The following is a 25,660-nucleotide window of genomic DNA, read 5'->3' as shown; positions in this document are numbered from 1 at the left end:
GCGCAGAAGGGGTGGCCCGCATAAAATACCTGGTTCGCCAGCGCCGGCGCAGATGTCCTGCGCCGTGGCCGACGAGTCCTTGGGTCCCGCCCGCGCATGCCAGCCGTTTCCTTCCAGCAAGTCTCCAAAACCTATTCCACGCCGCGCGGCGACCTGCATGCGCTGCAATCGGTGTCGTTCGACATCGAGCCGGGCGAGTTCTTCGGCCTGCTGGGCCCCAACGGCGCGGGCAAGACCACACTCATCAGCGTGCTGGCGGGTTTGGCGCGCGCCAGCTCGGGACGCGTGCTGGTCAACGGGGCCGATGTGCAGGCCGACTTTGCCCGGGCGCGCCGCCAATTGGGCGTGGTGCCGCAGGAACTGGTGTTCGACCCCTTTTTCAATGTGCGCGAGGCGCTGCGCATCCAGTCTGGCTACTTCGGCATCCAGCGCAACGACGCCTGGATCGACGAGTTGCTCGAAGGCCTGGGCCTGGCCGACAAAGCCACCGCCAACATGCGCCAGCTCTCAGGCGGCATGAAGCGCCGCGTTCTGATCGCGCAGGCACTGGTGCACAAGCCCGCCGTGATCGTGCTCGACGAACCCACCGCCGGCGTGGACGTGGAATTGCGCCAGACCTTGTGGCAGTTCGTCTCCGACCTCAACAAGCGCATGGGCAGTACCGTGTTGCTGACCACCCACTACCTGGAGGAGGCCGAGGCGCTGTGCGGGCGCATCGCCATGCTCAAGCAGGGCCGGGTGGCGGCGCTCGAGACCACATCGGCGCTGTTGGCGCGTGCCGCTTCCAACGTGCTGCGCTTCAAGACCGATGCGGCCCTGCCGACCGATCTCGCGGTGCAGGCCCGCATCACCGGGCGTGTGGTGCAGTTGCCCGCCAACGACGCGCTGGCGGTAGAGCGCATCCTCGCGCGCTTGCGCGAGGTGGGCGTGTCGCCCGAGGACATCGAGATCCGCAAGGCCGACCTGGAAGACGTGTTCCTCGATCTCACCGGCGCGCAATCGCGCCCCGTTGCGTCGGTGGAGGTGGCGGTATGAGCGCCGCACGGCCGTTCCGAAGGCGCTCAGTCCCGCAGCGCATCGCGCGGAAGGTAGTTCAATGACCGGCTGGCAAACCCTCTTTTACAAGGAAGTGCTGCGCTTCTGGAAAGTCGGTTTCCAGACTGTGGCCGCCCCGGTGATCACCGCCATCCTGTACCTCATGATCTTCGGCCACGTGCTCGAAGGCCGCGTGCAGGTCTACGACTCGGTGAGCTACACCGCCTTCCTGCTGCCGGGCCTGGTGATGATGAGCGTGCTGCAGAACGCCTTTGCCAACAGCTCCTCTTCGCTGATCCAGAGCAAGATGATGGGCAACATCGTGTTCCTGCTGCTCACTCCGCTCTCGCACCGTGCGTGGTTCGTGGCCTACGTAGGCTCGTCCATTGTGCGCGGCGTGGCCGTGGGCCTGGGGGTTCTGGTGGTGACCTGGTGGTTCGCGCAGCCCTCGCTGGTGGCGCCGCTGTGGATCCTGGCATTCGGCTTCATGGGGGCCGCACTGCTCGGCGCGCTGGGGTTGATCGCCGGGTTGTGGGCCGAGAAATTCGACCAGATGGCCGCGTTCCAGAACTTCCTCATCATGCCCATGACCTTCCTCTCGGGCGTGTTCTACTCCATCCATTCCCTGCCCGATTTCTGGCAGCGCGTGAGCCACCTCAACCCGTTCTTCTACATGATCGACGGTTTCCGATACGGCTTTTTCGGCAAGAGCGACGTCTCACCATGGATCAGCCTGATGCTGGTGGGCTGCGCGCTCGCCGTGGTGAGCGCGATCGCGTTGCACCTCTTGAAGACCGGCTACAAGATCCGGCACTAAAGAACCCATGACGTCTGAAGAACTGCAATCTCTCATCGCCGCCGGCCTGCCCTGCGAGCACCTCGAAGTCTCGGGCGACGGCCGCCATTGGTCCGCTGTGATCGTCTCACCTGCGTTCGACGGACTGCGCCTGATCAAGCGCCACCAGGCCGTCTACGGCACGCTGGGCGGCCGCATCCAGACCGACGAGGTGCACGCCTTGTCGATGAAGACCTACACCCCCGCCGAATGGGCGGCCCAACCCCGAAGCTGACACGCGCCATGGACAAATTGCGAATCAACGGCGGCCGCACGCTGCGCGGCGAGGTCACCATCTCTGGCGCGAAGAACGCCGCGCTGCCCGAGTTGTGTGCCGCGTTGCTCACCCACGAGCCGGTGACGCTGAACAACCTGCCGCGCCTGCAGGACGTGGTCACCATGCGCAAGCTGCTCGACAACATGGGCGTGAAGACCGACACGCGCCCCGATCGCAGTGGCATCACCTTGCAGGCGGCCGACCCGATCCATGCCGAAGCGCCGTACGAACTGGTCAAGACCATGCGCGCCTCGGTGCTGGTGCTGGGCCCCTTGCTCGCACGCTTTGGCCACGCGCGCGTGTCGCTGCCGGGGGGCTGTGCCATCGGCTCGCGCCCGGTGGACCAGCACATCAAGGGCATGCAGGCCATGGGGGCGGAGATCGCCATCGAGCACGGCTACATGGAGGCCCGGCTGCCCGCGGGCAAGACGCGCCTGCACGGCGCGCGCATCACCACCGACATGGTGACCGTGACCGGCACCGAGAACTTCCTCATGGCCGCCGCCCTTGCCGAAGGCGAGACGGTGCTGGAGAACGCGGCGCAGGAGCCCGAGATCGGGGACCTGGCAGAGATGCTGATCGCCATGGGCGCGAAGATCGAAGGCCATGGCACCAGCCGTATCCACATCCAGGGCGTGGACCGCCTGCATGGGTGCACGCACCAAGTGGTGGCCGACCGCATCGAAACGGGTACCTTCCTGTGCGCCGTGGCCGCCGCCGGCGGCGACGTGGTGCTGCGCCATGGCCGGGCGGACCACCTGGATGCGGTGATCGAGAAGCTGCAGGAAGCCGGCGCGAAGATCGAAGTCGGCAAGGATGCCGCAGGCGATTTCATCCGCGTCCAGGCATCGGGCCGCCTCAAGGCCCAGAGCTTTCGCACCACCGAATACCCTGGCTTCCCCACCGACATGCAGGCCCAGTTCATGGCGCTCAACTGCGTCGCCGAGGGCGCGAGCAAGGTCACTGAGACCATCTTCGAGAACCGCTTCATGCACGTCAACGAGCTGGTGCGCCTGGGCGCGAACATCCAGACCGATGGCAAGGTGGCCTTGATCGAGGGCATGCCGCGCCTCTCGGGCGCGACCGTGATGGCGACCGACCTGCGGGCTTCGGCCAGCCTGGTGATCGCCGGCCTGGTGGCCGAGGGCGAAACCATCGTCGACCGTATCTACCATCTGGACCGGGGCTACGACCAGATGGAGGCGAAGTTGCGTGCCATCGGCGCGGATATCGAAAGAACCAAATGATCACGTTGGCGTTGTCCAAGGGCCGCATCTTCGACGAGACCCTGCCGTTGCTCAAGGCCGCGGGCATCGAGGTGCTGGAGGACCCCGAAAAGTCGCGCAAGCTCATCCTGCCGACCAGCAAGCCTGACGTGCGCGTGGTGCTGGTGCGCGCCACCGACGTGCCGACCTACGTGGAGTACGGCGGCGCCGACATCGGTGTGACCGGCAAGGACACGCTGATCGAGCACGGCGGCCAAGGCCTGTACCAGCCGCTGGACCTGAACATCTCGCGCTGCCGCGTCAGCGTGGCCGTGCGCGCCGACTTCGACTACGCCTCGGCTGTGCGCCAGGGCTCGCGCCTGAAGGTCGCCACCAAATACACCGCCATCGCGCGCGAGTTCTTCGCGAGCAAGGGCGTGCACGTGGACCTGATCAAGCTCTACGGCAGCATGGAGCTGGCCCCGCTGACCGGCCTGGCCGATGCCATCGTCGATCTGGTGTCCACCGGCAACACGCTCAAGGCCAACCACCTGATCGAAGTCGAACGCATCATGGACATCAGCGCGCGCCTGGTGGTCAACCAGGCCTCGCTCAAACTCAAGCAGGCGGTCATCCGCCCCATCATCGACGCCTTCGCGCAAGCGATCGTCAAGTAACGCCCATGAGCCTTTCCGCCCGACCCGCCCGCCTGTCCACCGCCGCCCCAGGCTTCGAGGCGCAGTTTGCCGCCCGCCTGCATTGGTCGGACGAGACCGATGGCGCGATCGAGCAGCGCGTGGCCGACATCCTGGCCGATGTGCGTGTGCGCGGCGACGCGGCGGTGCTCGAGTACACCGCTCGCTTCGACGGGCTGGCCGCGAGCGACATGGCGGCGTTGGAATTGACGCAGGCCGACTTCAAGGCCGCGTTCGACGGCTTGCCGGCGGCACAACGCGAAGCGCTGCAAGCGGCCACGCGCCGCGTGCGCAGCTACCACGAGGCGCAGAAGAAGGCCGGCGGCGAGAGCTGGAGCTACCGCGATGAAGACGGCACGCTGCTGGGCCAGAAGGTCACGCCGCTGGACCGCGTGGGCATTTACGTGCCCGGTGGCAAAGCGGCCTACCCCTCCAGCCTGATCATGAACGCCGTGCCCGCGCACGTGGCGGGGGTGCAGGAGATCATCATGGTGGTGCCCACGCCGGTGCGCGGCAGTGTCGCCACGGGGGGGCGTGGTGAGGCCACGGCGAACCGCGGTGAGCGCAACGAGCTCGTAATGGCGGCCGCCTTTGTTGCAGGCGTCACGCGCGCCTTCACCATCGGCGGTGCGCAAGCCGTGGCCGCGCTCGCCTACGGCACGGCCACCGTGCCCAAGGTCGACAAGATCACCGGGCCGGGCAACGCCTATGTGGCCAGCGCGAAGAAGCGCGTCTTCGGCACCGTCGGCATCGACATGATCGCCGGCCCGAGCGAAATCCTGGTGCTGGCCGATGGCAGCACGCCGGCCGAATGGGTTGCGATGGACCTGTTCAGCCAGGCCGAACACGACGAGCTGGCGCAAAGCATCCTGCTGTGCCCGGACGCAGCCTACATCGACGCCGTGCAGCGCGAGATCGATCGCCTGCTGCCCACCATGCCGCGCGCGGCCATCATCGCCAAGAGCCTGAACGACCGGGGCGCGCTGATCCACACGCGCAGCATGGAAGAGGCCTGCGCCATCAGCAACCGCATTGCCCCCGAACACCTGGAGGTGTCCAGCGCCGATCCGCACCGCTGGGAGCCGCTGCTCAAGCACGCCGGCGCCATCTTCCTGGGTGCCTACACCAGCGAAAGCCTGGGCGACTACTGCGCGGGCCCCAACCACGTGCTGCCCACCAGCGGCACCGCGCGTTTCTCCTCGCCCCTGGGCGTGTACGACTTCCAGAAACGCAGCAGCCTGATCGAAGTGAGCCAGGCCGGCGCGCAGGGCCTGGGCCGGATCGCCGCTGAAATGGCGTATGGCGAGGGCCTGCAGGCGCACGCGCGCGCGGCCGAGCTGCGCCTGGATCGCGTGCCACCGATGCGAGAGACGAAGTGAGTCAGAACCCCTTGGGCGTGATCCGCCAGGACGTGCAATCCATGCACGCCTATGCCATCCAGCCGTCGACCGGTTTGGTCAAGCTCGACGCCATGGAGAACCCCTTTGCGTTGCCGCCGGCGCTGCAGGCCGAGCTGGGTGCGCGGCTGGGCGCCGTTGCCATACACCGCTACCCAGGTGAGCGCATCGACGAACTCAAGCAGGCATTGGCACGCTACGTGAATCTGCCCGAGGGCTACGGCCTGATGCTGGGCAACGGTTCGGACGAACTCATTTCGCTGCTGGCCATGGGCTGCGATCTGCCCGGTGCGACGGTCCTGGCGCCGGTGCCGGGCTTCGTGATGTACGCCATGAGCGCGCAGCTGCAAGGCTTGAAGTTCGTCGGCGTGCCGCTCACCGCCGACTTCGAGCTCGACGAAGCCGCCATGCTGGGCGCGATGCGCGAGCACAAGCCCGCCATCACCTTCATCGCCTATCCCAACAACCCCACGGCCAACCTCTGGAACGCCGACACCATCCGCCGCCTGATCGCCGAAGCGGCTGGCTTTGGCGGCCTGGTGGTGATGGACGAGGCCTACCAACCGTTCTCCAGCCGCAGCTGGCTCGACGAGATTCGCGCGCATCCCCAGGCCCATGCGCACGTGCTGCTCATGCGCACGCTCTCCAAGTTCGGCCTGGCGGGGGTGCGCGTCGGCTACATGCTCGGCGCGCAGGCGCTGGTGCACGAAATCGACAAACTGCGTCCACCGTACAACGTGAGCGTGCTCAACGCCGAGTGCGCCTTGTTCGCGCTGGAGCACACCGGGGTGTTTGCCGAGCAGGCCGCGCAGATCTGCGAACAGCGCGCCGTGCTGCTCGACGCGCTCGCCCGTCTGCCCGGCGTCACACCCTTCGCCAGCGAAGCCAATATGGTCCTGGTGCGGGTGCCCGATGCTCAGCGCAGCTTCGACGCGCTCAAGGCCCAGGGCATTCTGGTCAAGAATGTTTCTAAAATGCACCCGTTGTTGACCCAGTGCCTGCGCCTGACCGTGGGCACACCCTCCGAAACCGCCTTTCTGATTCGCGCTCTCCAGACTGCTCTATGACCCAGCCGATTTCCGTCCCTTCCGTGTCCGACCGCGTGGCGCAGGTGCAGCGCAACACCGCCGAAACACAGATCGAGCTGCGCATCAACATCGACGGCACGGGCAAGGCCAACCTGTCCACCGGCATCGGCTTCTTCGACCACATGCTCGACCAGATCGCCCGCCATGGCCTGATCGACCTCGACATCCAGGCCAAGGGCGACTTGCACATCGATGGCCACCACACCGTGGAGGACGTGGGCATTACCCTCGGCCAGGCCTTCGCGCAAGCGGTGGGCGACAAGAAGGGCATCCGGCGCTACGGCCACGCCTACGTGCCGCTGGACGAGGCGCTGTCGCGCGTCGTCATCGATTTCTCGGGCCGTCCCGGCCTGCACATGCGCGTGCCCTTCAAGAGCGGCATGGTCGGCGGATTCGACACGCAGCTCGCGTTCGAATTCTTCCAAGGCTTCGTCAACCACGCGGGTGTGACGCTGCACATCGACAATCTCCACGGTGAAAACGCCCACCACCAGGCCGAAACCGTGTTCAAGGCATTTGCACGCGCCCTGCGCATGGCCCTGGAGCGCGATGCGCGCATGGGCGACGTGATTCCCTCGACCAAAGGCTCGCTCTGAGTTTTCCCGTCCGATGAAACGCAAGACAGTCGCCGTGGTGGACTACGGCAGTGGCAACCTGCGCTCCGTGTCGCAGGCCGTGCAGCACGTGGCGCGCGCCGAAGACGTGGAAGTGCTGGTCACGGGCGAGGCGCAGGCCGTGCTCGATGCCGATCGCGTGGTGCTGCCCGGTCAGGGCCACATGGGCGATTGCATGCGCGAGCTGGCGAACTCCGGCCTGCTCGACGCGGTGCTGCATGCCGCCGCGAACAAGCCCTTGTTCGGCGTGTGCGTGGGCATGCAGATGCTGTTGCAGCGCAGCGAAGAAGGTCCGACCGATGGCCTGGGCCTCATGCCCGGAGAAGTGGTGCGTTTCCAGCTCGAAGGCCGCCGGCAGGCCGATGGCAGCCGCTTCAAGGTGCCGCAGATGGGCTGGAATCAGGTGTTCCACGCGCTGGGGCGTGGCCCGTCGCATCCTTTGTGGGCCGGCATCGGGGACGGGGCCTATTTCTATTTCGTGCACAGCTTTTATGCTCGGCCTTCGCAAATCGAACACATCGTGGGCGAGGCCGACTATGGTGGGCGCTTTGCGGCGGCCATCGCCCGCGATAATATTTTCGCCACCCAGTTTCACCCGGAGAAAAGCGCCGACCAGGGCCTGGCGCTGTACCGCAACTTCCTGTCCTGGAACCCTTGATCTGTCCACCCGCCTTCCATTCACACCATCATGTTGCTGATTCCTGCCATTGATCTGAAAGACGGCCAGTGCGTTCGCCTCAAACAGGGCGACATGGACCAATCCACGGTGTTCGGGGACAACCCGGCGGCGATCGCCCGCAGTTGGGTCGACAAGGGCGCGCGCCGCGTGCACCTGGTGGACCTCAACGGTGCCTTCGCCGGCAAGCCCAAGAACGAGCAGGCCATCCGTTCCATCCTGAAGGAAATCGGCTCCGAGGTGGACGTACAGCTGGGCGGCGGCATCCGCGATCTCGACACCGTTGAGCGCTATCTCGACGCGGGCTTGCGCTACGTCATCATCGGTACCGCTGCGGTGAAGAACCCAGGCTTCCTGCAGGATGCGTGCACTGCGTTCGGCGGCCACATCATCGTGGGCCTGGATGCCAAGGACGGCAAGGTCGCCACCGATGGCTGGAGCAAGCTCACCGGCCACGAAGTCGTCGATCTGGGCAAGAAATTCGAGGACTACGGCGTCGAAGGCATCATCTATACCGACATCGGCCGCGACGGCATGCTCTCCGGCATCAACATCGAGGCCACCGTCAAACTGGCTCAGGCCCTCTCCATCCCGGTCATCGCGTCGGGTGGGCTGTCCAACCTGGAGGACATTCGCGCGCTGTGCGCCGTGGAAGACGAGGGCGTCGAAGGCGTGATCTGTGGCCGCTCGATCTACAGCGGCGATCTGGATTTTGAGGCCGCGCAGAACCTGGCAGACGAGCTCAACGGATGACCGTTCTTTATGCTCGCTAAACGCATCATTCCCTGCCTGGATGTGACGGGCGGCCGTGTCGTCAAGGGCGTGAACTTCGTCGAATTGCGCGATGCGGGCGACCCGGTGGAGATCGCGGCCCGCTACAACGAGCAAGGCGCCGACGAACTGACCTTTCTGGACATCACGGCCACCTCCGATGGCCGCGACCTCATCCTCCACATCATTGAAGCCGTGGCCTCGCAGGTCTTCATCCCCCTCACCGTGGGCGGTGGGGTGCGCACCGTGGAAGACGTGCGCCGCCTGCTCAACGCGGGTGCCGACAAGACCAGCTTCAACTCCGCCGCCATCGCCAACCCGCAGGTGATCCGCGACGCGTCCGACAAGTACGGCTCGCAATGCATCGTGGTGGCGATCGATGCCAAGCGCCGCCAGGGTGACGACCTGGCCCAGCGCGGCGAAGGTTGGGACGTTTACAGCCATGGCGGGCGCAAGAACACCGGCCTGGATGTGGTGAACTGGGCGCGCCGCATGGCCGAGCACGGCGCGGGCGAGATCCTGCTGACCAGCATGGACCGTGACGGCACGAAGTCCGGTTTCGATCTCGCACTGACCCGTGCGGTGGCCGATGCCGTGCCTGTCCCGGTCATTGCTTCGGGTGGCGTGGGCAATCTCGATCACCTGGCCGATGGTGTGCAGCAGGGCGGGGCGGATGCAGTGCTGGCCGCCAGCATCTTCCACTATGGCGAATACACCGTGGCGCAGGCCAAGGCGCGTATGGCCGAACGCGGTATCCCGGTCCGGCGCTGAAGACCTGTCAGATTCGGTCTCCGGGCGGGGGAAGCTGCCGCTCCAGCCGGTCTTCCAGTTCACCCACGCTCGCGCTCAATCCGTTGCCCGTCTGCTCCACCACCTGGGTGAGCGCGGCCTGCATCTGGTCCATTTTCACGCTCAACCGGTCCGACAGTTCGCGTTCGCGCGCCACCACCGCCTGCGATTCGTTCTGCAGGTACTGCCGCAACTCGGTAAAGCGCGACGCCTCGGCCTTGTCGGCGAGCACACGCTGGTCCGCCGCCTCGCGCGTGATGCGGCGCACCTCCATCAGATGCAAGGTCTGGTAATACACCAGCGCGCCCAGGAACACCACCAGCACCAGGGCCAGCATGCCCAGCAGCACCAGACCCATGGGGGCCTGCACCTGCGTGAAGCCGAAGTTGAGTGCGGTGGGTTGCAGGATCTGTTCGAAGTTCAGGGCCACGAAGCCGGCAATGAACAGGATGAAAAGGACCAGGAGCAGGGTGCGAACTTTCATGGTGTTCCTCGTTGTTGAGCGCTTGGACGGCCGATGGCCATCCCGTGACCGGCCCATCCTAACGGCATTCGCTCCAGGGGTGTGCCCGTGTCAAGGGGCCATGGTAGATTCACCGGATGAATTGGCTTGACGAAGTGAAGTGGGACGCGCATGGCCTCGTGCCGGTGATCGCGCAGGAGGCCTCGACGGGCGACGTGCTGATGTTCGCCTGGATGAACCGCGAGGCGCTGGCGAAAACCGCCGAGCTCGGTCGCGCGGTGTACTTCAGCCGCTCGCGCGCTCGCCTGTGGTTCAAGGGCGAAGAATCCGGCCACGTGCAGACCGTGCACGACATCCGCATGGATTGCGACAACGATGTCGTGTTGCTCAAGGTCACGCAACTGGGACACGAGCCTGGCATCGCGTGCCACACCGGCCGCCATAGCTGCTTCTTCCAGCGCCTGGAAGCCGATCGCTGGAAGGCGGTGGAGCCCGTCCTCAAAGACCCCGAATCGATTTACAAGTGAACATGTCCACCACCGATGACCTCGCGCGGCTGGCCGCCGTGATCGAAAGCCGCAAGCCCGCCAACGGGGGGGACCCTGAGAAAAGCTACGTCGCGCGCCTGCTGCACAAGGGACCGGACAGCTTCCTGAAGAAGATTGGCGAAGAGGCCACCGAAGCCGTCATGGCGGCCAAGGACCTGGACCATGGCGGAGATCCGCAGAAACTGGTGAACGAAACCGCCGACCTGTGGTTCCATTGCATGATCGCGCTGGCCCACTACAACCTGGGCCCCGCCGACGTGATCGCCGAACTCACGCGCCGCGAGGGGCTGAGTGGTCTGGAGGAGAAAGCGATGCGCAAGGTGCTGCAGCGTGAGGCAGCCCCAGGCCCCCATACAGACTGACAAGGAGTCCTTCATGAGCGACATCATCGACGTCAAGGCCGTGGACAGCGAAAAAGCCCAGTCCCTCAAGACCGTGGGCTGGGTGAGTTACGTGCTGCATCTGCTGGTGGCGGTGGCCGCGGTATTTCCTGGCGCACAAGTCAGCCCGGTGCTGTTGATCATCGCCTTGATCATCGACCTCGTGAAGAAAGGCGAGGCCGAAGGCACCTGGCAGGCCAGCCACTTTTCCTGGCGCATCCGCACGGTGATCTGGGCGGGGGTGCTCTATCTCGTGACCGCGCCCCTGTGGCTGCTGTTGTTCGTTCCGGGCTGGATCGCCTGGTGCCTGATTTCCATCTGGTTCCTCTACCGCATCGTCAAGGGCATGGTGCGCATGAACGCGAGCCAGGCCATGCCCGACTGAGAAGGTTCACACCTTCTGACCTTTTACCCTTCCTTTGCCATGAGCGCACACGACCCGAACTGCATTTTCTGCAAGATCATCGCCGGCCAGATCCCCTCAAAAAAGGTCTATGAAGACGAAGACATCTTCGCGTTTCACGACATCAACCCCTGGGCGCCGGTGCATTTCCTCATGGTGCCCAAGGAGCACCTGCCCTCGATGGCCCAACTCGGCCCCGAGCACGAGCGTGTGATGGGGCGCATGATGACCCTGGCGCCGCGTCTGGCGCGGGAACAGGGGTGCAATCCGTACCCCGAAGGCGGATTTCGCATCGTGTGCAACAACGGCGCGGAAGGCGGCCAGGAAGTGCACCATCTTCATGTCCACGTCATCGGCGGTGCGCGCCCCTGGCTGCGCGGCTGACCACCCTCTTGCAAGCCTGCGTATGGGGTGCCGAGGGCGGGCTGAACTCCTACCCGGGCTTAGAATCCCAACCAAGGCGACAACCGCTTCATTCCCTATCTGGAGATACTCATGGGTTCGTTCTCAATCTGGCACTGGCTGATCGTGCTGCTGATCGTGGTGATGGTGTTCGGCACCAAAAAGCTCAAGAACATCGGATCCGATCTGGGCGGTGCGGTGAAGGGCTTCAAGGACGGCATGAAGGAAGGTGGGCAAAACCCCGCCGACGATGCTTCTGCTTCCGCTCCTGCCGGACAGGTCACCCAAGACACGCGCACCGACAAGAACACCATCGACGTCGAGGCCAAGCACAAAAGCTGATGTCCTTGTTGGACGGGGGCGCGTTCAGCCGCTCCGTTGCACAGACCTTCGGGTTGACCGTCCACCCGACCTTGCCCGCAGAATGGCCGACACATGATTGATCTGGGCATTTCCAAACTTGCGTTGATCGGAGCGGTGGCGTTGATCGTCATCGGCCCCGAAAAACTGCCCCGCGTGGCCCGCACGGTGGGCGCCTTGCTGGGCAAGGCGCAGCGCTATGTGGCGGACGTCAAGGCCGAAGTCAGCCGCTCCATGGAGCTCGAAGAGCTCAAGAAGATGAAAGACACCATGACCGAGGCGGCGCGCGACGTCGAAACCTCGGTGCAAAGTGGTGTCAACGATTTTGAAAAATCGTGGTCGGACGCCACCGCTGGGCTGGACGGCACGTCGGCCTCGTACGACACCCCAGCCTCGCTCCAGCCTCCCGTCTACAAACACCCCAAGAAGAACTGGCGCCTGAAACAAGGTGCCATGCCCCAGTGGTACAAGGCCCGTACCGGCGTGCGCACCCGCACCCAGTCCGGCGCGGCACGCGTGGCGCGCTTCCGGCCCCGCTCCTCCTCTGCTCCCCGTTGATGTCCGATCCCAAAGACTCCACCGACGAACTCGCTGGTACCGAACAGCCGTTCGTCCAGCACCTCATGGAGCTGCGCGACCGGCTTCTGTACGGCATCATCGGTCTGGCCGTGTGCATGGGCCTGCTCGCCATCTGGCCCGGCCCCAGTGGCTTGATCGACCTCATCGCGGTGCCGATTCGCGCCCACATGCCGCCCGATGCCAAGCTGATCGCGGTGGGTGTGTTTTCTCCTTTCTTCGTGCCCATCAAGGTGTTGGCCATGGCGGCGTTGCTGCTGTCTCTGCCTTGGTGGATGTACCAGGTGTGGGCCTTCGTGGCACCTGGCCTCTACAGCCACGAACGGCGGTTTGCCGTGCCCTTGATCGTCGTGGGCAGTTTGTTGGCCTACGTCGGCATTGCCTTCGTGCAGTTCTTCGTGCTGGACAAGATGTTCGGCTTCATCCAGAAGTTCACGCCCGCCAGCGTGGCGGCCACGCCCGACATTGCGTCCTATGTCGAGGCCATCTTGTCGCTTTACCTCGCCTTCGGGCTGGCGTTCCAGGTTCCCATCGTGGTCGTGCTTCTGGTCAAGATGAACATGGTGACGGTGGACAAGCTCAAGGAGTTCCGTGGCTACTTCATCGTCGTGGCCTTCGTCATCGCGGCCGTCGTGACGCCCCCCGACGTGATCTCTCAGCTCGCGCTGGCCGTGCCGATGTGCCTGCTGTACGAGCTGGGCATCTGGGGCGCGCAGTGGTTCGTCAAGTCGACCGCGAAGACCGACGAGGACGCCAAGGAAGAGGAAACCGCGTCCTCCTGACGCGCGGTCGCGGCGGCCTCAGCGTGGGAGGCTCTGCTGGCGCGGCAGGTTGCGCCGACCGGGTGTGACGTCGATCGTCACCTTGCCCTCGCGGCGCACCACCTCCAGCTGGGCGGGCGTGCCGGGCACCAAATTCGCCACCGCTGACAGCAGCTGAGCCACGCTCGTGACCTGCCGGCCGGCGACCGCCGTGATCACGTCGCCGGGGCGAATGCCGGCCTGCGCCGCAGGGCCGTTCTGCAGGACGCCGGTGATGATGACCCCGGCGCCTGGCTGCATGCCAAAGCTCTCGGCCAGCTCGGGGCTCAAGTCCTGGGGCTCCACGCCGATCCAGCCGCGCGTAACCTTGCCGTCTTTCACGATGGCCTCCATCACACTGCGCGCGGTGGAGGTGGGAATGGCGAAGCCAATGCCCATCGAGCCGCCCGAGCGCGAGTAGATCGCCGTGTTGATGCCCATCAGTTGCCCGCTCACGTCCACCAGGGCACCACCCGAGTTGCCCGGGTTGATGGCCGCGTCGGTCTGGATGAAGTTCTCGAAGGTGTTGATGCCCAGTTGCGTGCGCCCCAGCGCGCTCACGATGCCGCTGGTGACGGTCTGGCCCACGCCAAACGGGTTGCCGATGGCCAGCACCTGATCGCCGATTTCAAGGGCGTCGGAATTGCCCAGCGTGATGACGGGCAGGTCGGTGAGAGCGATCTTCAGGATGGCCAGATCGGTTTCCGGGTCGGTGCCCATCACCTGTGCCACCGACTTGCGGCCGTCGTTGAGGATGACCTCGATTTCGTCGGCCTCTTCGATCACGTGGTTGTTGGTCAGCACATAGCCGGCCGGACTCACGATCACGCCAGACCCCAGGCCGCTCTGCTGTTGCGAAGGCGCCTGGTCTCCAAAGAAGAAGCGGAACCAGGGGTCGGCACTTTGTGGGTTGTTGACCGGCGCCTTGCTGGTGTTGATGCTGACGACCGCGGCCGACGCCGTGCGCGCTGCGGTGCGGAAACTGGTTGTCCCTTCTGCCGCGGCGACAGGCGCATTCGAAGGCGCCTCGAACACCGGTACCACGGAGGTGCCCTGGCGCTTGAGCCATTGCGGTTGCAAGGTACTTACCACGAACAGCGCGGCGACCAGGACGGTGACGGTTTGGGCAAACAGAAGCCAGAGACGTTTCATGAAAGATATGAGCGGGTTGGCGGCGGTCCAAGAAGGGCCGCATCGCGGAGGACATTGTCCCGCATCTGGCGGCTGGCGAACGCTTTGCAAGGTCCGGACCGTGCCGCGGGGTGCGCACGCCGCTGTCAGAATGGAGGGCTCGACGTGTTCCTTCATGCTCCGCCCATGCCCGTCCCACGCCATACCTTGACCGAGACCTTGAACGACTTGCTGCAACCGGCGCAGTTCAAGGACTACGGGCCGAATGGGCTGCAGGTGGAGGGGCGCGCCGAGGTGCACAAGCTCGTCACGGGTGTTACCGCCAGCCGCGCCTTGATCGAAGCGGCCATTGCCGAAGGAGCCGATGCCATCCTGGTGCACCACGGGCTCTTCTGGCGCGGGCAGGACGGGCGCGTCACCGGTTGGATGAAGCAGCGTCTCGCGCTGCTCCTGCAGCACGACATCAACCTGTTCGCCTACCACCTGCCCTTGGACGCGCACCCCGAGCTGGGCAACAACGCGCAGTTGGCGCGCCACCTAGGCATCGCCGTCTACTCCGATGCCCGTGGCCGCTTCGGCGAGCAGACATTGGGGTTCATGGGGGAGCGGCCCAGCGCATCGGCGGCGGCCCTGGCCGCGCACGTGAGCGAGCGCTTGGGTCGATCCGTCACCCTGGTGGCCGAGCCCGACCGCCCGATTCGGCGCGTGGCCTTGTGTACCGGTGGCGCGCAGGGCTATTTCGAATCGGCGATTGCCGCTGGTGCGGACGTGTTCATCACCGGCGAGATCTCCGAGCCGCAAGCGCACTATGCGCGCGAATGCGGCGTCGCTTACATTGCATGCGGCCACCACGCCTCCGAACGCTATGGCGCGCCGGCCGTGGGCGCGCATGTGGCGGCCGGCCTGGGCCTGGCGCACGTGTTCATCGACATCGACAACCCTGCATGAGCCGCCCCCTGTCTGCCTCTGCCGCCTGGCCCATCGCACTGAGCATGGGGGATCCGGCCGGGATTGGCCCTGAGATCGTCGTCAAGGCCTTGCGCGAGCGCCCGGCGCTGCAACGCCACGTCGTCGTGGCGGGGGACATTCAGACCTTGCACCGCGCCTTGCGCCTGACAGGTCCACGCGAGGGCTCGGCCGAGGACGCCCTGGTTCTGGCCGAGATCGACGATGTGTCGGCCATGGCACGGCTCCCGCCCGGCTGCATGGCCGTGGTGCAGGCCTGTGCACCGCTGCAACCGCCTGTTTTCGGTCGCATCGACGCCCAGGCGGGTCGTGCGGCCGCCGACTGCATCCGCTGGGCGGCGCAGGCGGCCTTGTCGGGGCGGGCGAGGGCGGTGGTCACCGCGCCGATCCAGAAGGAGGCGCTGGCTGCCGCGGGCATCGATCATCCCGGGCACACCGAGTTTCTGCAGTCGCTGGCCGCAGCCCATGCGGGCGCGCCGGTTCAGGCCCTGCCCGTGCGCATGATGCTCAGTTGTCCTGGGTTGAGCGCGGTGCTGGTGAGCATCCATGTGTCGCTGCGACAGGCGCTGCAAGCTGTGACGCTGGAGCGGGTATTGCAGACCATCCGCATCACCGATGCGCATTTCCGGCGCGCCGGCTTGGCCGCGCCGCGCATTGCGGTGGCCGGCCTGAACCCCCATGCGGGCGAGGGTGGCCTGTTTGGCCGGGAAGAGATCGACGTGATCGCGCCGGCGATTGCGCAAGCCCGTTCGGAGGGTGTCGAGGCCAGCGGTCCCTATGCGCCCGACACGGTGTTCATGCGTGCGCGGCAGGGAGCGTTCGACGTGGTGGTGGCCATGTACCACGACCAAGGGCTCATACCCGTCAAGTTGCTGGGACTTGAGCACGGTGTGAACACCACGCTGGGCCTGCCGTTTGTTCGCACCAGTCCGGACCATGGTACGGCGTTCGATATCGCGGGCACCGGCCGTGCGAGTGCCGCGAGCCTGCTGGCCGCCATCGACGCGGCATTCGAGGCCCAGTCTACTTCTTGAGACTGTCGCGAATTTCGCGCAGCAGGGCAATGTCTTCGGGTGTCACGGGCTCTGCCGGCGGGGCTTCCGGGGCTTGGCGCTTGAGGCGGTTGATCTGCTTGACCATGATGAAGATGATGAACGCCATGATGGCGAAGTTCAGCGCCACCGTGATGAAGTTGCCGTAGGCCAGTGTGGGTACGCCTGCGGCCTTGAGTGCCGCCAGGGTAGGCGCTGTGCCTTCCGGAACCCGGCCCAGGGCGATATACAGGTTGGTGAAGTCCAGGTTGCCAAACACCGCGCCCACGATGGGCATGATCACATCCTCCACCATCGAGGTGACGATCTTGCCGAACGCCCCGCCAATGATCACGCCCACGGCGAGGTCGATCACATTGCCCTTGACGGCAAACTCCTTGAACTCTTGCATCATTCCCATCTTGTTCTCCTGAGGTTGGGTTGCGTGAAATGGAGGCCGACGCCTGTGCGAAAGCCGACCGTTGGGCATTCTCACACAGGCTCCTGGCGCGATGGTGGGCGCTCAATCAACGACGCCACACCAATAGCCCAGTCTCCTTCCCCGACAAGCGGTAGGACGTCTGAAGTGCTCCAGTACAATGCCGGGTTGTCCCAAGTGTTCCGTCTTGAATCTCATTGAAAGATCCCCATGAGTGAAGCAACCGCAGGTGCGACTGTTGATCGCGGCCGCAGAACCTGGCTGATCACCTCGTGCGCCATGGGTGGCGCGGGTGCCGCCGCCGTCGCCGTTCCCTTCGTGAGCACCTTCCAACCTTCCGAGCGCGCCAAGGCCGCCGGGGCTGCAGTCGAAGTGGATATCTCGGGCATCCAGCCGGGCGAGAAAATGGTGGTGGAGTGGCGCGGCAAGCCCGTGTGGATCCTTCGCCGCACGCCCGAGCAGTTGGCGGCACTGGAAACCCTGAGCGGGCAGTTGGCCGACCCGGAATCGGACCGCACCAACTACCCCACGCCGGCCTACGCCAAGAACCACCACCGTTCGATCAAGCCCGAGTACCTCGTCGCTGTGGGCATCTGCACCCACCTGGGCTGTTCGCCTGGTGACAAATTCACCCCCGGCCCCCAGCCTTCGTTGCCGGACGACTGGAAGGGTGGCTTCCTCTGCGCTTGCCATGGCTCCACGTTCGATGTGGCCGGTCGCGTGTTCAAGAACAAGCCCGCTCCCGACAACCTGGAAGTGCCTCCGCACTACTATCTGTCCGACACCACCCTGCTGGTGGGTGAAGAAAAACAAGCCTGAGCCCCGGCGCTTGCAGGCAACGCAACGGATCACAGAGGCATTTCATGGCTGAATTCAAAGAAATATCCCCCGACGCGCCGATCGGTCAGAAAGCACTGAACTGGGTCGACAACCGCTTTCCCCTCTCCAAGCTGTACAAGGAGCACCTCTCCGAGTACTACGCGCCCAAGAACTTCAACTTCTGGTACTTCTTCGGCTCGCTGGCGCTGCTGGTGCTGGTGATTCAGATCGTCACGGGCATCTTCCTGGTGATGCACTACAAGCCCGACGCCAATCTGGCGTTCGCCTCGGTCGAGTACATCATGCGCGACGTGCCTTGGGGCTGGCTGATCCGCTACATGCACTCCACCGGCGCCTCCGCGTTCTTCGTGGTGGTCTATCTGCACATGTTCCGCGGCCTGATCTACGGCAGCTACCGCAAGCCGCGTGAGCTGGTCTGGGTATTCGGCTGCGCGATCTTCCTGTGCCTGATGGCCGAAGCCTTCATGGGCTACCTGCTGCCCTGGGGCCAGATGTCCTATTGGGGCGCCCAGGTGATCGTCAACCTGTTCTCCGCGATTCCCTTTGTCGGTCCCGACCTGGCCCTGCTGATCCGTGGCGACTTCGTCGTGGGTGACGCCACGTTGAACCGCTTCTTCAGCTTCCACGTGATCGCCGTGCCGCTGGTGCTGCTCGGCCTGGTGGTGGCCCACCTGATCGCGCTGCACGAAGTGGGCTCCAACAACCCCGACGGCGTGGAAATCAAGGCCACCAAGGACGCCTCGGGCAAGCCGCTCGACGGCATTCCATTCCACCCTTACTACACCGTGCATGACATCCTGGGCGTCTCGGTGTTCCTGATGGTGTTCTCTGCGATCATCTTCTTCGCACCCGAGTTCGGGGGCTACTTCCTCGAATACAACAACTTCATCCCGGCCGATCCACTGGTGACGCCGCTGCACATCGCGCCGGTGTGGTACTTCACGCCGTTCTATTCGATGCTGCGCGCCATCACCTCCGAGATGATGTACGCGCTGGTGACCATCGTTGTCGTCGCTGCGGTGTTGGGTGCGATCAAGGCCCGCGTGTCCGGCGCGCTCAAGGGCGCCATCGTGATCGGTGCCCTGGTGCTGGTGACGCTGATGATGTCCATCGACGCCAAGTTCTGGGGCGTCGTGGCCATGGGTGGCGCGGTCATCATCCTGTTCTTCCTGCCCTGGCTTGACAACAGCCCGGTCAAGTCGATCCGCTACCGTCCGCGTTGGAACTTCTGGCTCTATACGGTGTTCGTGATCAACTTTCTGATCCTCGGCTACCTCGGTGTGCAACCGCCTTCACCGGTTGGCGAGCGCGTCTCCCAGGTGGGCACGCTGTTCTACTTCGGCTTCTTCCTCCTGATGCCCTGGTGGAGCCGCATTGGCCAGTTCAAACAGCCGCCTGAGCGCGTCACCTTCACGCCCCACTGAATCCACGAGCCAATCCGGAGAGTCAAGCAATGAAAAAAATCCTCGTGGGCTTCCTGTTGGCCATGGGCTTGTCGGGCGCGGCGATGGCCGCTGGTGGCGGTATTCCGTTGGACAAGGCGCCTCAGCGCACCAATGACATGGCGGCACTGCAAAACGGTGCCAAGCTGTTCGTCAACTACTGCCTGAGCTGCCATTCGGCCGCGTTCATGCGCTACAACCGCCTGCGCGACATTGGTCTGAACGACAAGCAGATCGCCGAAAACCTGACCTTCGCCACCGACAAGATCGGTGACACCATGAAGGCGACGATCGATCCGCGTCAGGCCAAGGCCTGGTTCGGCGCCAATCCGCCCGACCTGACGTTGATCGCACGCTCGCGCTCCAGCCATGCCGGCACAGGTGCCGACTACGTCTACACCTTGCTGCGCAGCTACTACCGCGACGAGACCAAGCCGACCGGCTGGAACAACCTGGCCTTCCCGAACATCGGCATGCCCCATCCTCTGTGGGAATTGCAAGGCGAACGCGCCCCAGTGCACGAGAAGGTCATGAGCCACGGCCACGAAGTCGAGCGCGTCAAGGGCTGGACCATGGTCAAGGCTGGCAAGCTCAGCGAAGCGGCGTACGACGACAACGTCGGCGACCTGGTGGCTTACCTGCAATGGATGGCCGAGCCGGCGCAGAATTCGCGCGTGCGCATCGGTGTCTGGGTGCTGCTGTTCCTGGCCGCCTTCACCATCGTGGCGTGGCGCCTGAATGCGTCGTACTGGAAAGACGTCAAATAATCCGATCCGGCTGGAACGGGTTTTGCCAAAACCGTTCCGACCGTTCCACAGTGGTTTGCAATGCCTGCCGGGCAGGAATGCGAGCCACTGTTTTTTGCTTTAAGGAGAGTCCCTCATGATGGTCTTGTACTCGGGCACCACCTGCCCTTACTCCCACCGCTGCCGTTTTGTGCTGTTTGAAAAAGGCATGGACTTCGAGATCCGGGACGTCGACCTCTACAACAAGCCCGAAGACATCAGCGTCATGAACCCGTATGGCCAGGTGCCCATCCTGGTCGAGCGCGACCTGATCCTCTACGAGTCGAACATCATCAACGAGTACATCGACGAGCGCTTTCCGCACCCGCAACTGATGCCGGGCGACCCGGTGGACCGTGCCCGCGTGCGCCTGTTTCTGCTGAACTTCGAGAAGGAGCTGTTCACTCACGTGTCCATGCTGGAGTCCCGCAGTGCCAAGGGCAACGAGAAGGCGCTGGAAAAGGCCCGCGCGCACATCCGCGATCGCCTGACCCAGTTGGCGCCGGTGTTTCTGAAGAACAAGTTCATGCTCGGCGACAACTTCTCCATGCTGGACGTGGCGATTGCGCCGCTGCTCTGGCGCCTGGATTTCTACGGCATCGAGCTCAGCAAGAACGCTGCTCCGCTGCTCAAGTACGCCGAACGCATCTTCTCGCGCCCGGCCTACATTGAAGCGCTCACGCCATCTGAAAAAGTGATGCGCAAGTAAGGGCCCGAAAGGCTCCCCGCCGTCATTTGGTTTCACCCGCAGCCATGAGCGCCTTCGAACAGGACACACCTTCCGCCCGTCCCTACCTCATTCGCGCACTGCACGAATGGTGCGCGGACAATGGTTTCTCGCCCTACATCGCGGTGCATGTCGATGCTTCCGTGCGCGTGCCGATGGAGTTCGTGAAGAACGGTGAAATCGTGCTCAACGTCAGCATGGACGCCACCAACGGTCTCCGTTTGGGCAACGATTTCATCGAGTTCAAGGCGCGTTTTGGCGGTGTGGCGCGCGAGATCGTGGTGCCCGTCACCCATGTGATCGCGATTTATGCGCGCGAGAATGGACAGGGCATGGCGTTCCCGGCGCCAGCGGCCCAGGCTGCGGGCCAGCAGGCGCCGGCCGGCGCGGCCACTTCTGAAGTGGCCGGGGACGAGGAGTTTGCGGCCGAGGGTCCGGGGCGTGGTGGCGCTTCGCTGCGTGCCGTGACCAGCGATGACACGACCCCGGAGCCCGGAGATCCGCCGGAATTGCCACCTGGGCCGGGTCGCCCGGGCGGCAAGCCCCAGCTCAAACGGGTCAAGTAAAATTTTGGGTCTCGCCGCTTTAGCTCAGTTGGTAGAGCAATCGCCTTGTAAGCGATAGGTCGTCTGTTCGAGTCAGACAAGCGGCACCACTCCCCGCAAGTGCGCGCTCGCAGCGCGTTCATCGTCCCGGTGTTTGGACTTTGATGCGGATTGCGGTAACCTGCGCACCCCTTTGGGTCAACGCGAGCTGCAGTGCCGGCAGCAGATGGCGCAGTTTGGTGGATGCCGCGCCGCTGGCGACGAGCAGACACCATTCCTGGTCTTGCAATGGCCCGGACCGCACATGAGCCCGCAGGCCGGCGGGTATCAGGTGACGAATCTGTTCCAGGCACCACTGGGATTCACGGATGCGCTCCTGCAGCGCCGCCAATGACGGCGCCGCCCCCGCCGCCTGTGCCAGCGTGAACGTGTTGTGGGAGGTGGGGGGCGTGGGCATGCGATGGCGGCAAATGCAAGTCGTTCAGCGTGGCCAAACAGACTAGGAAAGGCAGAACAGAGTGCACATCATTATCACGGACGCTTGGCTGGCCAAGAGCCGGGCCATGCACCTCAGTGGGCTCAAGCTGGTGGGCGCAGGGGTGTTGGCATCGGTGTTGTTGATGCTGGGTGCGATCATCACCTACCACTGGGTGTTTCTGGAGGGTGTTCGTCAGGGCTGGCCGGGCTTTGCCCCCGTGGCCAGGTTGGTTCATCAGAACGAAGCCGATTCGCAAAACGCTTACTTGCGCGCGAATCTTGATGCGATGGCGCGCCGTCTGGGCGAAATGCAGGCACGCATGGTGCAGATCGATTCGCTAGGCGAACGCGTGGCGGGGTTGGCGGGGCTTAACCCTGCGCAGTTCAAGCTCCCGCAAGGTGCGGGCGGGGCGTTGGTGGCCGGGCGCGATCTGACGATGGAAGAGCTGACGGTGGCGTTGGACAGCATCGAGCAGAGCAGCGGTTCGCGTGTGGACTGGTTGACGGTGGTGGAGTCGCGGTTGTTCGACCAGAAGATCCAGCGCACGATGGTGCCGACCGAGCAACCCGTGGCCGACACGCCGGTCGGTTCGCGCTTTGGCTTCCGCATCGACCCCATCACGGGTCGATCGGCTTTGCACACAGGCCTGGACTTTCCGGCCAACCCGGGGACGCCCATCGTCGCGGCCGCGGGTGGCGTCGTGGTGGTTCAGGAGTACCACGCGGCTTACGGCAACATGGTCGAGATCGACCACGGCAACGAACTCATCACCCGTTACGCGCACAGTTCGAAGGTGTTCGTGAAGAAGGGCGATATCGTCAAGCGAGGCCAGAAGATCGCCGAGGTCGGAACCACCGGCCGGTCCACGGGGCCACATTTGCACTTCGAAGTCTGGGTGGCTGGTGTGCCGCAAGACCCCAGCCGCTTCCTGGCCGCGGGCGAAAACCTTGCCTCGGCCAAACCTGCCGCGCTGGCCACCGCCAAGCCCTGAGCTGCCTTGGGCGTGGCGGGTAAAATGCGCGCTTTGCTCTTGAAAGCGCTGCGCCTGGCTGCACATCATGGGTTCATCCCGTCCTTTGCTCCCCGGGCTCGCCTGAGCTAGCTCTCCAATCCACATCTGTCTGCCTGGAACCCTTCGGGTCTCCTGCGCAGGCCTTCACGTATGGCCACTAACTTCCTCACCAAAATCTTTGGTAGCCGCAATGACCGTCTTCTGAAGACGTATCGCAAGACGGTAGAGCGCATCAACGGCCTGGAAGCGAAGTTCGAAAAGCTCAGCGACGACGACTTGAAGGGGCAGACCGCGGTGTTCAAGCAGCGACTTGCCCAGGGTGAGGCGCTCGAAGCGTTGTTGCCCGAAGCCTTTGCCGTCGTGCGCGAGGCCAGCAAGCGCGTGATGAAGATGCGCCACTTCGATGTGCAGATGGTGGGTGGCCTGGCCCTGCACCACGGCAAGGTGGCCGAAATGCGCACCGGTGAAGGCAAGACCTTGACCGCCACGCTGCCGGTTTACTTGAACGCGCTGACCGGAAAGGGCGTTCACGTTGTCACCGTCAACGACTACCTGGCCAGCCGCGATGCCCAATGGATGGGGCGGCTCTACAACTTCCTTGGTCTGACCGTCGGCATCAACCTGCCTCAGGCGCCGCGCGAAGAGAAGCAGGCCGCTTACGCCGCCGACATCACCTACGGCACCAACAACGAATACGGCTTCGACTACCTGCGCGACAACATGGTGTACGAAGCGGCGGACCGTGTTCAACGTGGCCTGAACTACGCCATCGTCGACGAGGTCGACTCGATCCTGATCGACGAGGCGCGCACGCCCTTGATCATCAGCGGCCAGGCGGAAGACCAGACGCAGGTGTATGTAGCCATCAAACAGCTCGTGCCCCACCTGGTGCGACAGGAAGGTGAGGCCGATCCCCGCACGGGCGAGGGTGTGACCAAGCCTGGGGACTTCACGTTGGACGAGAAGTCGCATGCCGTTCACATGACCGAGCAGGGCCATGAGAACGCCGAGCGGCTGCTGTCCCAGGCGGGCCTGCTGCCCGAGGGCGCTTCGCTGTACGACCCGGCCAACATCGCCCTGCTGCACAACTTGGTGACGTCCCTCAAGGCGCACCACCTGTACCACCGCGACCAGCACTATGTGAACCAGAACGGCGAAATCGTGATCGTCGACGAATTCACCGGTCGTCTGATGACCGGCCGCCGTTGGAGCGATGGCTTGCATCAGGCTGTCGAAGCCAAGGAAGGTGTGGCGATCCAGCCAGAGAACCAGACGCTGGCCTCCATCACCTTCCAGAACTATTTCCGTCTGTACAGCAAGCTCTCGGGCATGACCGGCACGGCCGACACCGAAGCGTACGAGTTCCAGGAAATCTATGGCCTGGAAACGGTGGTGATTCCGCCCAACCGGCCGAGCAAACGCGCCGATCAGCTGGATCGCGTCTACAAGACCACCAAAGAGAAATACGTCGCCGCGATCGAAGACATTCGCGAGTGCCACGAACGCGGACAGCCTGTGCTGGTCGGCACGTCGTCGATCGAGAACTCCGAAATCATCGCCGCGCTGCTGCAGGCTGAGAAGCTGCCGCACGAAGTGCTCAACGCCAAGCAGCATGCCCGCGAAGCCGACATCATCATCCAGGCCGGGCGTCCGGGCGCCATCACCATCGCCACCAACATGGCTGGCCGTGGTACCGACATCGTGCTGGGGGGCAACCTCGAGAAAATGGTCGATGCGGTGCAGCGCGACGAGTCGCTCGACGACGCGACCAAGGCTTCCCGCATCGCAACTGTTCGCGATCAATGGCAGCAAGACCACGAGAAGGTCAAGAGCCTGGGTGGTCTGCGCATCATCGCGACCGAGCGCCATGAATCGCGCCGTATCGACAACCAGTTGCGCGGCCGTTCGGGCCGCCAGGGCGACCCGGGCTCCTCGCGCTTTTACCTGAGCCTTGACGACTCCCTCATGCGCATCTTCGCCGGTGACCGCGTTCGCGCGATCATGGACCGCTTGAAGATGCCCGAGGGCGAGGCGATCGAAGCGGGCATCGTCACACGCAGCATCGAGAGCGCGCAGCGCAAGGTGGAGGCTCGCAACTTCGACATCCGCAAGCAACTGCTCGAATACGACGACGTGTCGAACGACCAGCGCAAGGTGATCTATCAGCAACGCAATGACATCCTCGATGCTACCTCGCTGCGCGCTCAGATCGACGCCTTGCGCGAGGGATGCTTCGTGGACCTTGTGCACCAGTACGTGCCCGAGGGCAGCGTGGAAGAGCAATGGGATCTGCCCGCGCTCGAGCGCGTGCTGCGCGAGGAATGGGCCGTCGAGGCGCCAGTCACCGCCTGGGTTTCGGATGCCGAGGCCATCGATGTGGAGGAAATCGTCGAGCGCGTGCAGGCGGCTGCCAATACCGTGTTCGCTGGCAAGGTCGGATTGGTCGGCGAGGAGAATTTCACCCAGTTTGAACGTGTGGTGCTGCTGCAGACGATCGACGGCCAATGGCGCGATCACCTCTCCGCCTTGGACTACCTGCGCCAAGGCATTCACTTGCGCGGCTATGCACAGAAGCAACCCAAGCAGGAGTACAAGCGCGAAGCCTTCGTGCTGTTCGGGCAACTTCTGGACAGCGTGAAGAACGACGTTACCCGGGTGCTGATGAACGTGCGCGTGCAGTCCGCCGAGCAGATGACGGCGGCGGCCGAACAGCTCGAAGAGCGCGCGGAGCAGATCGCCAACGTGACCTATACCGCACCGACCGAAACCGGCGAGGCCGAGACCATCACGGACGCCGCGATCGCCGCCGCCGCTCGACCTGCGAGCGAGGTGCCACGCGCGGGGCGAAACGATCCCTGCCCCTGTGGCAGCGGAAAAAAGTACAAACACTGCCACGGCAAACTCGACTGACGCCGACGCGCGCAGCGGCGGCTTTGCAACAGGCCGCGAG

The 25,660-nt window shown here is 64.3% G+C and carries 31 protein-coding genes and 1 tRNA gene; 28 read left to right on the top strand and 4 right to left on the bottom strand.

Annotation, left to right across the window (positions count from 1 at the left end):
• Positions 1-96: 96 nt before the first annotated feature.
• From F9K07_RS25405 to hisF, 11 genes are all read left to right on the top strand, one after another.
• Positions 97-1,035, top strand: a complete 939-nt coding sequence (locus tag F9K07_RS25405; protein WP_159596056.1) for an ABC transporter ATP-binding protein — start codon at positions 97-99, stop codon at positions 1,033-1,035.
• Between the two features lie 61 nt (positions 1,036-1,096).
• The gene (locus tag F9K07_RS25400; protein ID WP_159596055.1) at positions 1,097-1,852 is read left to right on the top strand and encodes an ABC transporter permease; all 756 of its coding nucleotides are present in this window, start codon (positions 1,097-1,099) and stop codon (positions 1,850-1,852) included.
• Between the two features lie 7 nt (positions 1,853-1,859).
• Positions 1,860-2,105 carry a BolA family protein gene (locus F9K07_RS25395; RefSeq protein ID WP_159596054.1) on the top strand — a complete coding sequence of 82 codons (246 nt, stop codon included), beginning with the start codon at positions 1,860-1,862 and terminating at the stop codon, positions 2,103-2,105.
• 8 nt (positions 2,106-2,113) lie between these two features.
• The gene (gene murA / locus F9K07_RS25390) at positions 2,114-3,394 is read left to right on the top strand and encodes a UDP-N-acetylglucosamine 1-carboxyvinyltransferase (protein ID WP_159596053.1); all 1,281 of its coding nucleotides are present in this window, start codon (positions 2,114-2,116) and stop codon (positions 3,392-3,394) included.
• The gene (hisG, locus tag F9K07_RS25385; RefSeq protein WP_159596052.1) at positions 3,391-4,029 is read left to right on the top strand and encodes an ATP phosphoribosyltransferase; all 639 of its coding nucleotides are present in this window, start codon (positions 3,391-3,393) and stop codon (positions 4,027-4,029) included. Before murA ends, hisG begins: the two co-directional genes overlap by 4 nt.
• A gap of 5 nt (positions 4,030-4,034) precedes the next feature.
• Positions 4,035-5,426: a histidinol dehydrogenase gene (gene hisD / locus F9K07_RS25380; protein ID WP_159596051.1), complete on the top strand. Its 1,392-nt coding sequence runs from the start codon at positions 4,035-4,037 to the stop codon at positions 5,424-5,426.
• The gene (gene hisC / locus F9K07_RS25375) at positions 5,423-6,511 is read left to right on the top strand and encodes a histidinol-phosphate transaminase (RefSeq protein WP_268894728.1); all 1,089 of its coding nucleotides are present in this window, start codon (positions 5,423-5,425) and stop codon (positions 6,509-6,511) included. Before hisD ends, hisC begins: the two co-directional genes overlap by 4 nt.
• Positions 6,508-7,128, top strand: a complete 621-nt coding sequence (hisB, locus tag F9K07_RS25370) for an imidazoleglycerol-phosphate dehydratase HisB (protein ID WP_159596050.1) — start codon at positions 6,508-6,510, stop codon at positions 7,126-7,128. Before hisC ends, hisB begins: the two co-directional genes overlap by 4 nt.
• Before the next feature lie 13 nt (positions 7,129-7,141).
• Complete coding sequence (hisH, locus tag F9K07_RS25365) at positions 7,142-7,804, top strand: imidazole glycerol phosphate synthase subunit HisH (protein ID WP_159596049.1); 663 nt, start codon at positions 7,142-7,144, stop codon at positions 7,802-7,804.
• Positions 7,805-7,834: 30 nt separating this feature from the next.
• On the top strand, positions 7,835-8,575 hold the full coding sequence (gene hisA, locus F9K07_RS25360) for a 1-(5-phosphoribosyl)-5-[(5-phosphoribosylamino)methylideneamino]imidazole-4-carboxamide isomerase (RefSeq protein WP_159596048.1): 741 nt from the start codon (positions 7,835-7,837) through the stop codon (positions 8,573-8,575).
• A gap of 9 nt (positions 8,576-8,584) precedes the next feature.
• The gene (gene hisF / locus F9K07_RS25355) at positions 8,585-9,364 is read left to right on the top strand and encodes an imidazole glycerol phosphate synthase subunit HisF (protein WP_159596047.1); all 780 of its coding nucleotides are present in this window, start codon (positions 8,585-8,587) and stop codon (positions 9,362-9,364) included.
• 7 nt (positions 9,365-9,371) lie between these two features.
• Here hisF and F9K07_RS25350 read toward each other — a convergent pair whose 3' ends face one another.
• The gene (locus F9K07_RS25350) at positions 9,372-9,866 is read right to left on the bottom strand and encodes a LapA family protein (RefSeq protein ID WP_159596046.1); all 495 of its coding nucleotides are present in this window, start codon (positions 9,864-9,866) and stop codon (positions 9,372-9,374) included.
• Positions 9,867-9,973: 107 nt separating this feature from the next.
• Between F9K07_RS25350 and hisI the strand changes: the two genes are divergently transcribed.
• The 7 genes from hisI to tatC all read left to right on the top strand — a co-directional run bounded on the left by hisI (position 9,974) and on the right by tatC (position 13,296).
• Positions 9,974-10,372: a phosphoribosyl-AMP cyclohydrolase gene (gene hisI / locus F9K07_RS25345; RefSeq protein WP_201451603.1), complete on the top strand. Its 399-nt coding sequence runs from the start codon at positions 9,974-9,976 to the stop codon at positions 10,370-10,372.
• Positions 10,373-10,374: 2 nt separating this feature from the next.
• A complete protein-coding gene (locus F9K07_RS25340) occupies positions 10,375-10,755 on the top strand; it encodes a phosphoribosyl-ATP diphosphatase (protein WP_159596044.1) in 381 nt (126 codons plus the stop codon).
• Positions 10,756-10,768: 13 nt separating this feature from the next.
• On the top strand, positions 10,769-11,158 hold the full coding sequence (locus F9K07_RS25335) for a DUF4870 family protein (RefSeq protein WP_159596043.1): 390 nt from the start codon (positions 10,769-10,771) through the stop codon (positions 11,156-11,158).
• 39 nt (positions 11,159-11,197) lie between these two features.
• Positions 11,198-11,560 (top strand): histidine triad nucleotide-binding protein, encoded by a 363-nt coding sequence (locus F9K07_RS25330; RefSeq protein ID WP_159596042.1) that lies wholly within the window; start codon positions 11,198-11,200, stop codon positions 11,558-11,560.
• A gap of 111 nt (positions 11,561-11,671) precedes the next feature.
• Entirely contained in the window at positions 11,672-11,920 is a 249-nt protein-coding gene (gene tatA, locus F9K07_RS25325; protein WP_159596041.1) for a Sec-independent protein translocase subunit TatA, read from the top strand.
• Between the two features lie 93 nt (positions 11,921-12,013).
• Positions 12,014-12,496 carry a Sec-independent protein translocase protein TatB gene (tatB, locus tag F9K07_RS25320; protein ID WP_159596040.1) on the top strand — a complete coding sequence of 161 codons (483 nt, stop codon included), beginning with the start codon at positions 12,014-12,016 and terminating at the stop codon, positions 12,494-12,496.
• On the top strand, positions 12,496-13,296 hold the full coding sequence (tatC, locus tag F9K07_RS25315; protein WP_159596039.1) for a twin-arginine translocase subunit TatC: 801 nt from the start codon (positions 12,496-12,498) through the stop codon (positions 13,294-13,296). Before tatB ends, tatC begins: the two co-directional genes overlap by 1 nt.
• An 18-nt stretch (positions 13,297-13,314) precedes the next feature.
• Here tatC and F9K07_RS25310 read toward each other — a convergent pair whose 3' ends face one another.
• On the bottom strand, positions 13,315-14,466 hold the full coding sequence (locus F9K07_RS25310) for a S1C family serine protease (RefSeq protein ID WP_159596038.1): 1,152 nt from the start codon (positions 14,464-14,466) through the stop codon (positions 13,315-13,317).
• A 165-nt stretch (positions 14,467-14,631) separates the two neighbouring features.
• Between F9K07_RS25310 and F9K07_RS25305 the strand changes: the two genes are divergently transcribed.
• Together F9K07_RS25305 and pdxA are read left to right on the top strand one after the other, a co-directional pair.
• Positions 14,632-15,393 carry a Nif3-like dinuclear metal center hexameric protein gene (locus F9K07_RS25305; protein WP_159596037.1) on the top strand — a complete coding sequence of 254 codons (762 nt, stop codon included), beginning with the start codon at positions 14,632-14,634 and terminating at the stop codon, positions 15,391-15,393.
• A complete protein-coding gene (gene pdxA / locus F9K07_RS25300) occupies positions 15,390-16,445 on the top strand; it encodes a 4-hydroxythreonine-4-phosphate dehydrogenase PdxA (RefSeq protein ID WP_159596036.1) in 1,056 nt (351 codons plus the stop codon). Before F9K07_RS25305 ends, pdxA begins: the two co-directional genes overlap by 4 nt.
• Here the strand turns inward: pdxA and mscL are convergent.
• Entirely contained in the window at positions 16,435-16,863 is a 429-nt protein-coding gene (mscL, locus tag F9K07_RS25295) for a large conductance mechanosensitive channel protein MscL (RefSeq protein ID WP_159596035.1), read from the bottom strand. The two genes, pdxA and mscL, sit on opposite strands and share 11 nt — an antisense overlap.
• A gap of 228 nt (positions 16,864-17,091) precedes the next feature.
• Here mscL and petA point away from each other — a divergent pair, with 228 nt between their 5' ends.
• From petA to F9K07_RS25265, 6 genes are all read left to right on the top strand, one after another.
• Positions 17,092-17,700 (top strand): ubiquinol-cytochrome c reductase iron-sulfur subunit, encoded by a 609-nt coding sequence (gene petA, locus F9K07_RS25290; RefSeq protein WP_159596034.1) that lies wholly within the window; start codon positions 17,092-17,094, stop codon positions 17,698-17,700.
• Positions 17,701-17,744: 44 nt separating this feature from the next.
• Positions 17,745-19,145, top strand: a complete 1,401-nt coding sequence (locus F9K07_RS25285; RefSeq protein ID WP_159596033.1) for a cytochrome b — start codon at positions 17,745-17,747, stop codon at positions 19,143-19,145.
• Between the two features lie 29 nt (positions 19,146-19,174).
• Positions 19,175-19,930: a cytochrome c1 gene (locus F9K07_RS25280; RefSeq protein ID WP_159596032.1), complete on the top strand. Its 756-nt coding sequence runs from the start codon at positions 19,175-19,177 to the stop codon at positions 19,928-19,930.
• A 115-nt stretch (positions 19,931-20,045) separates the two neighbouring features.
• Positions 20,046-20,657 (top strand): glutathione S-transferase N-terminal domain-containing protein, encoded by a 612-nt coding sequence (locus F9K07_RS25275; RefSeq protein WP_159596031.1) that lies wholly within the window; start codon positions 20,046-20,048, stop codon positions 20,655-20,657.
• 44 nt (positions 20,658-20,701) lie between these two features.
• On the top strand, positions 20,702-21,241 hold the full coding sequence (locus F9K07_RS25270) for a ClpXP protease specificity-enhancing factor (RefSeq protein WP_159596030.1): 540 nt from the start codon (positions 20,702-20,704) through the stop codon (positions 21,239-21,241).
• 13 nt (positions 21,242-21,254) lie between these two features.
• Positions 21,255-21,330: transfer RNA gene (locus F9K07_RS25265), tRNA-Thr, on the top strand.
• A 29-nt stretch (positions 21,331-21,359) separates the two neighbouring features.
• On the opposite strand, the gene F9K07_RS25260 is transcribed toward F9K07_RS25265, so the two are convergent.
• The gene (locus F9K07_RS25260; RefSeq protein ID WP_159596029.1) at positions 21,360-21,677 is read right to left on the bottom strand and encodes a DciA family protein; all 318 of its coding nucleotides are present in this window, start codon (positions 21,675-21,677) and stop codon (positions 21,360-21,362) included.
• A 61-nt stretch (positions 21,678-21,738) separates the two neighbouring features.
• Between F9K07_RS25260 and F9K07_RS25255 the strand changes: the two genes are divergently transcribed.
• Both F9K07_RS25255 and secA read left to right on the top strand, forming a co-directional pair.
• Positions 21,739-22,689 carry a M23 family metallopeptidase gene (locus tag F9K07_RS25255; protein WP_201451479.1) on the top strand — a complete coding sequence of 317 codons (951 nt, stop codon included), beginning with the start codon at positions 21,739-21,741 and terminating at the stop codon, positions 22,687-22,689.
• Positions 22,690-22,860: 171 nt separating this feature from the next.
• Complete coding sequence (gene secA, locus F9K07_RS25250) at positions 22,861-25,620, top strand: preprotein translocase subunit SecA (protein ID WP_159596028.1); 2,760 nt, start codon at positions 22,861-22,863, stop codon at positions 25,618-25,620.
• Positions 25,621-25,660 lie beyond the last annotated feature (40 nt).

It is taken from the genome of Hydrogenophaga sp. BPS33, assembly GCF_009859475.1.
GTDB lineage: Bacteria > Pseudomonadota > Gammaproteobacteria > Burkholderiales > Burkholderiaceae_C > Hydrogenophaga.
The sequence above is the reverse complement of the archived record's forward strand: the minus strand, read 5'-3'. Positions and strand labels throughout refer to the sequence as shown.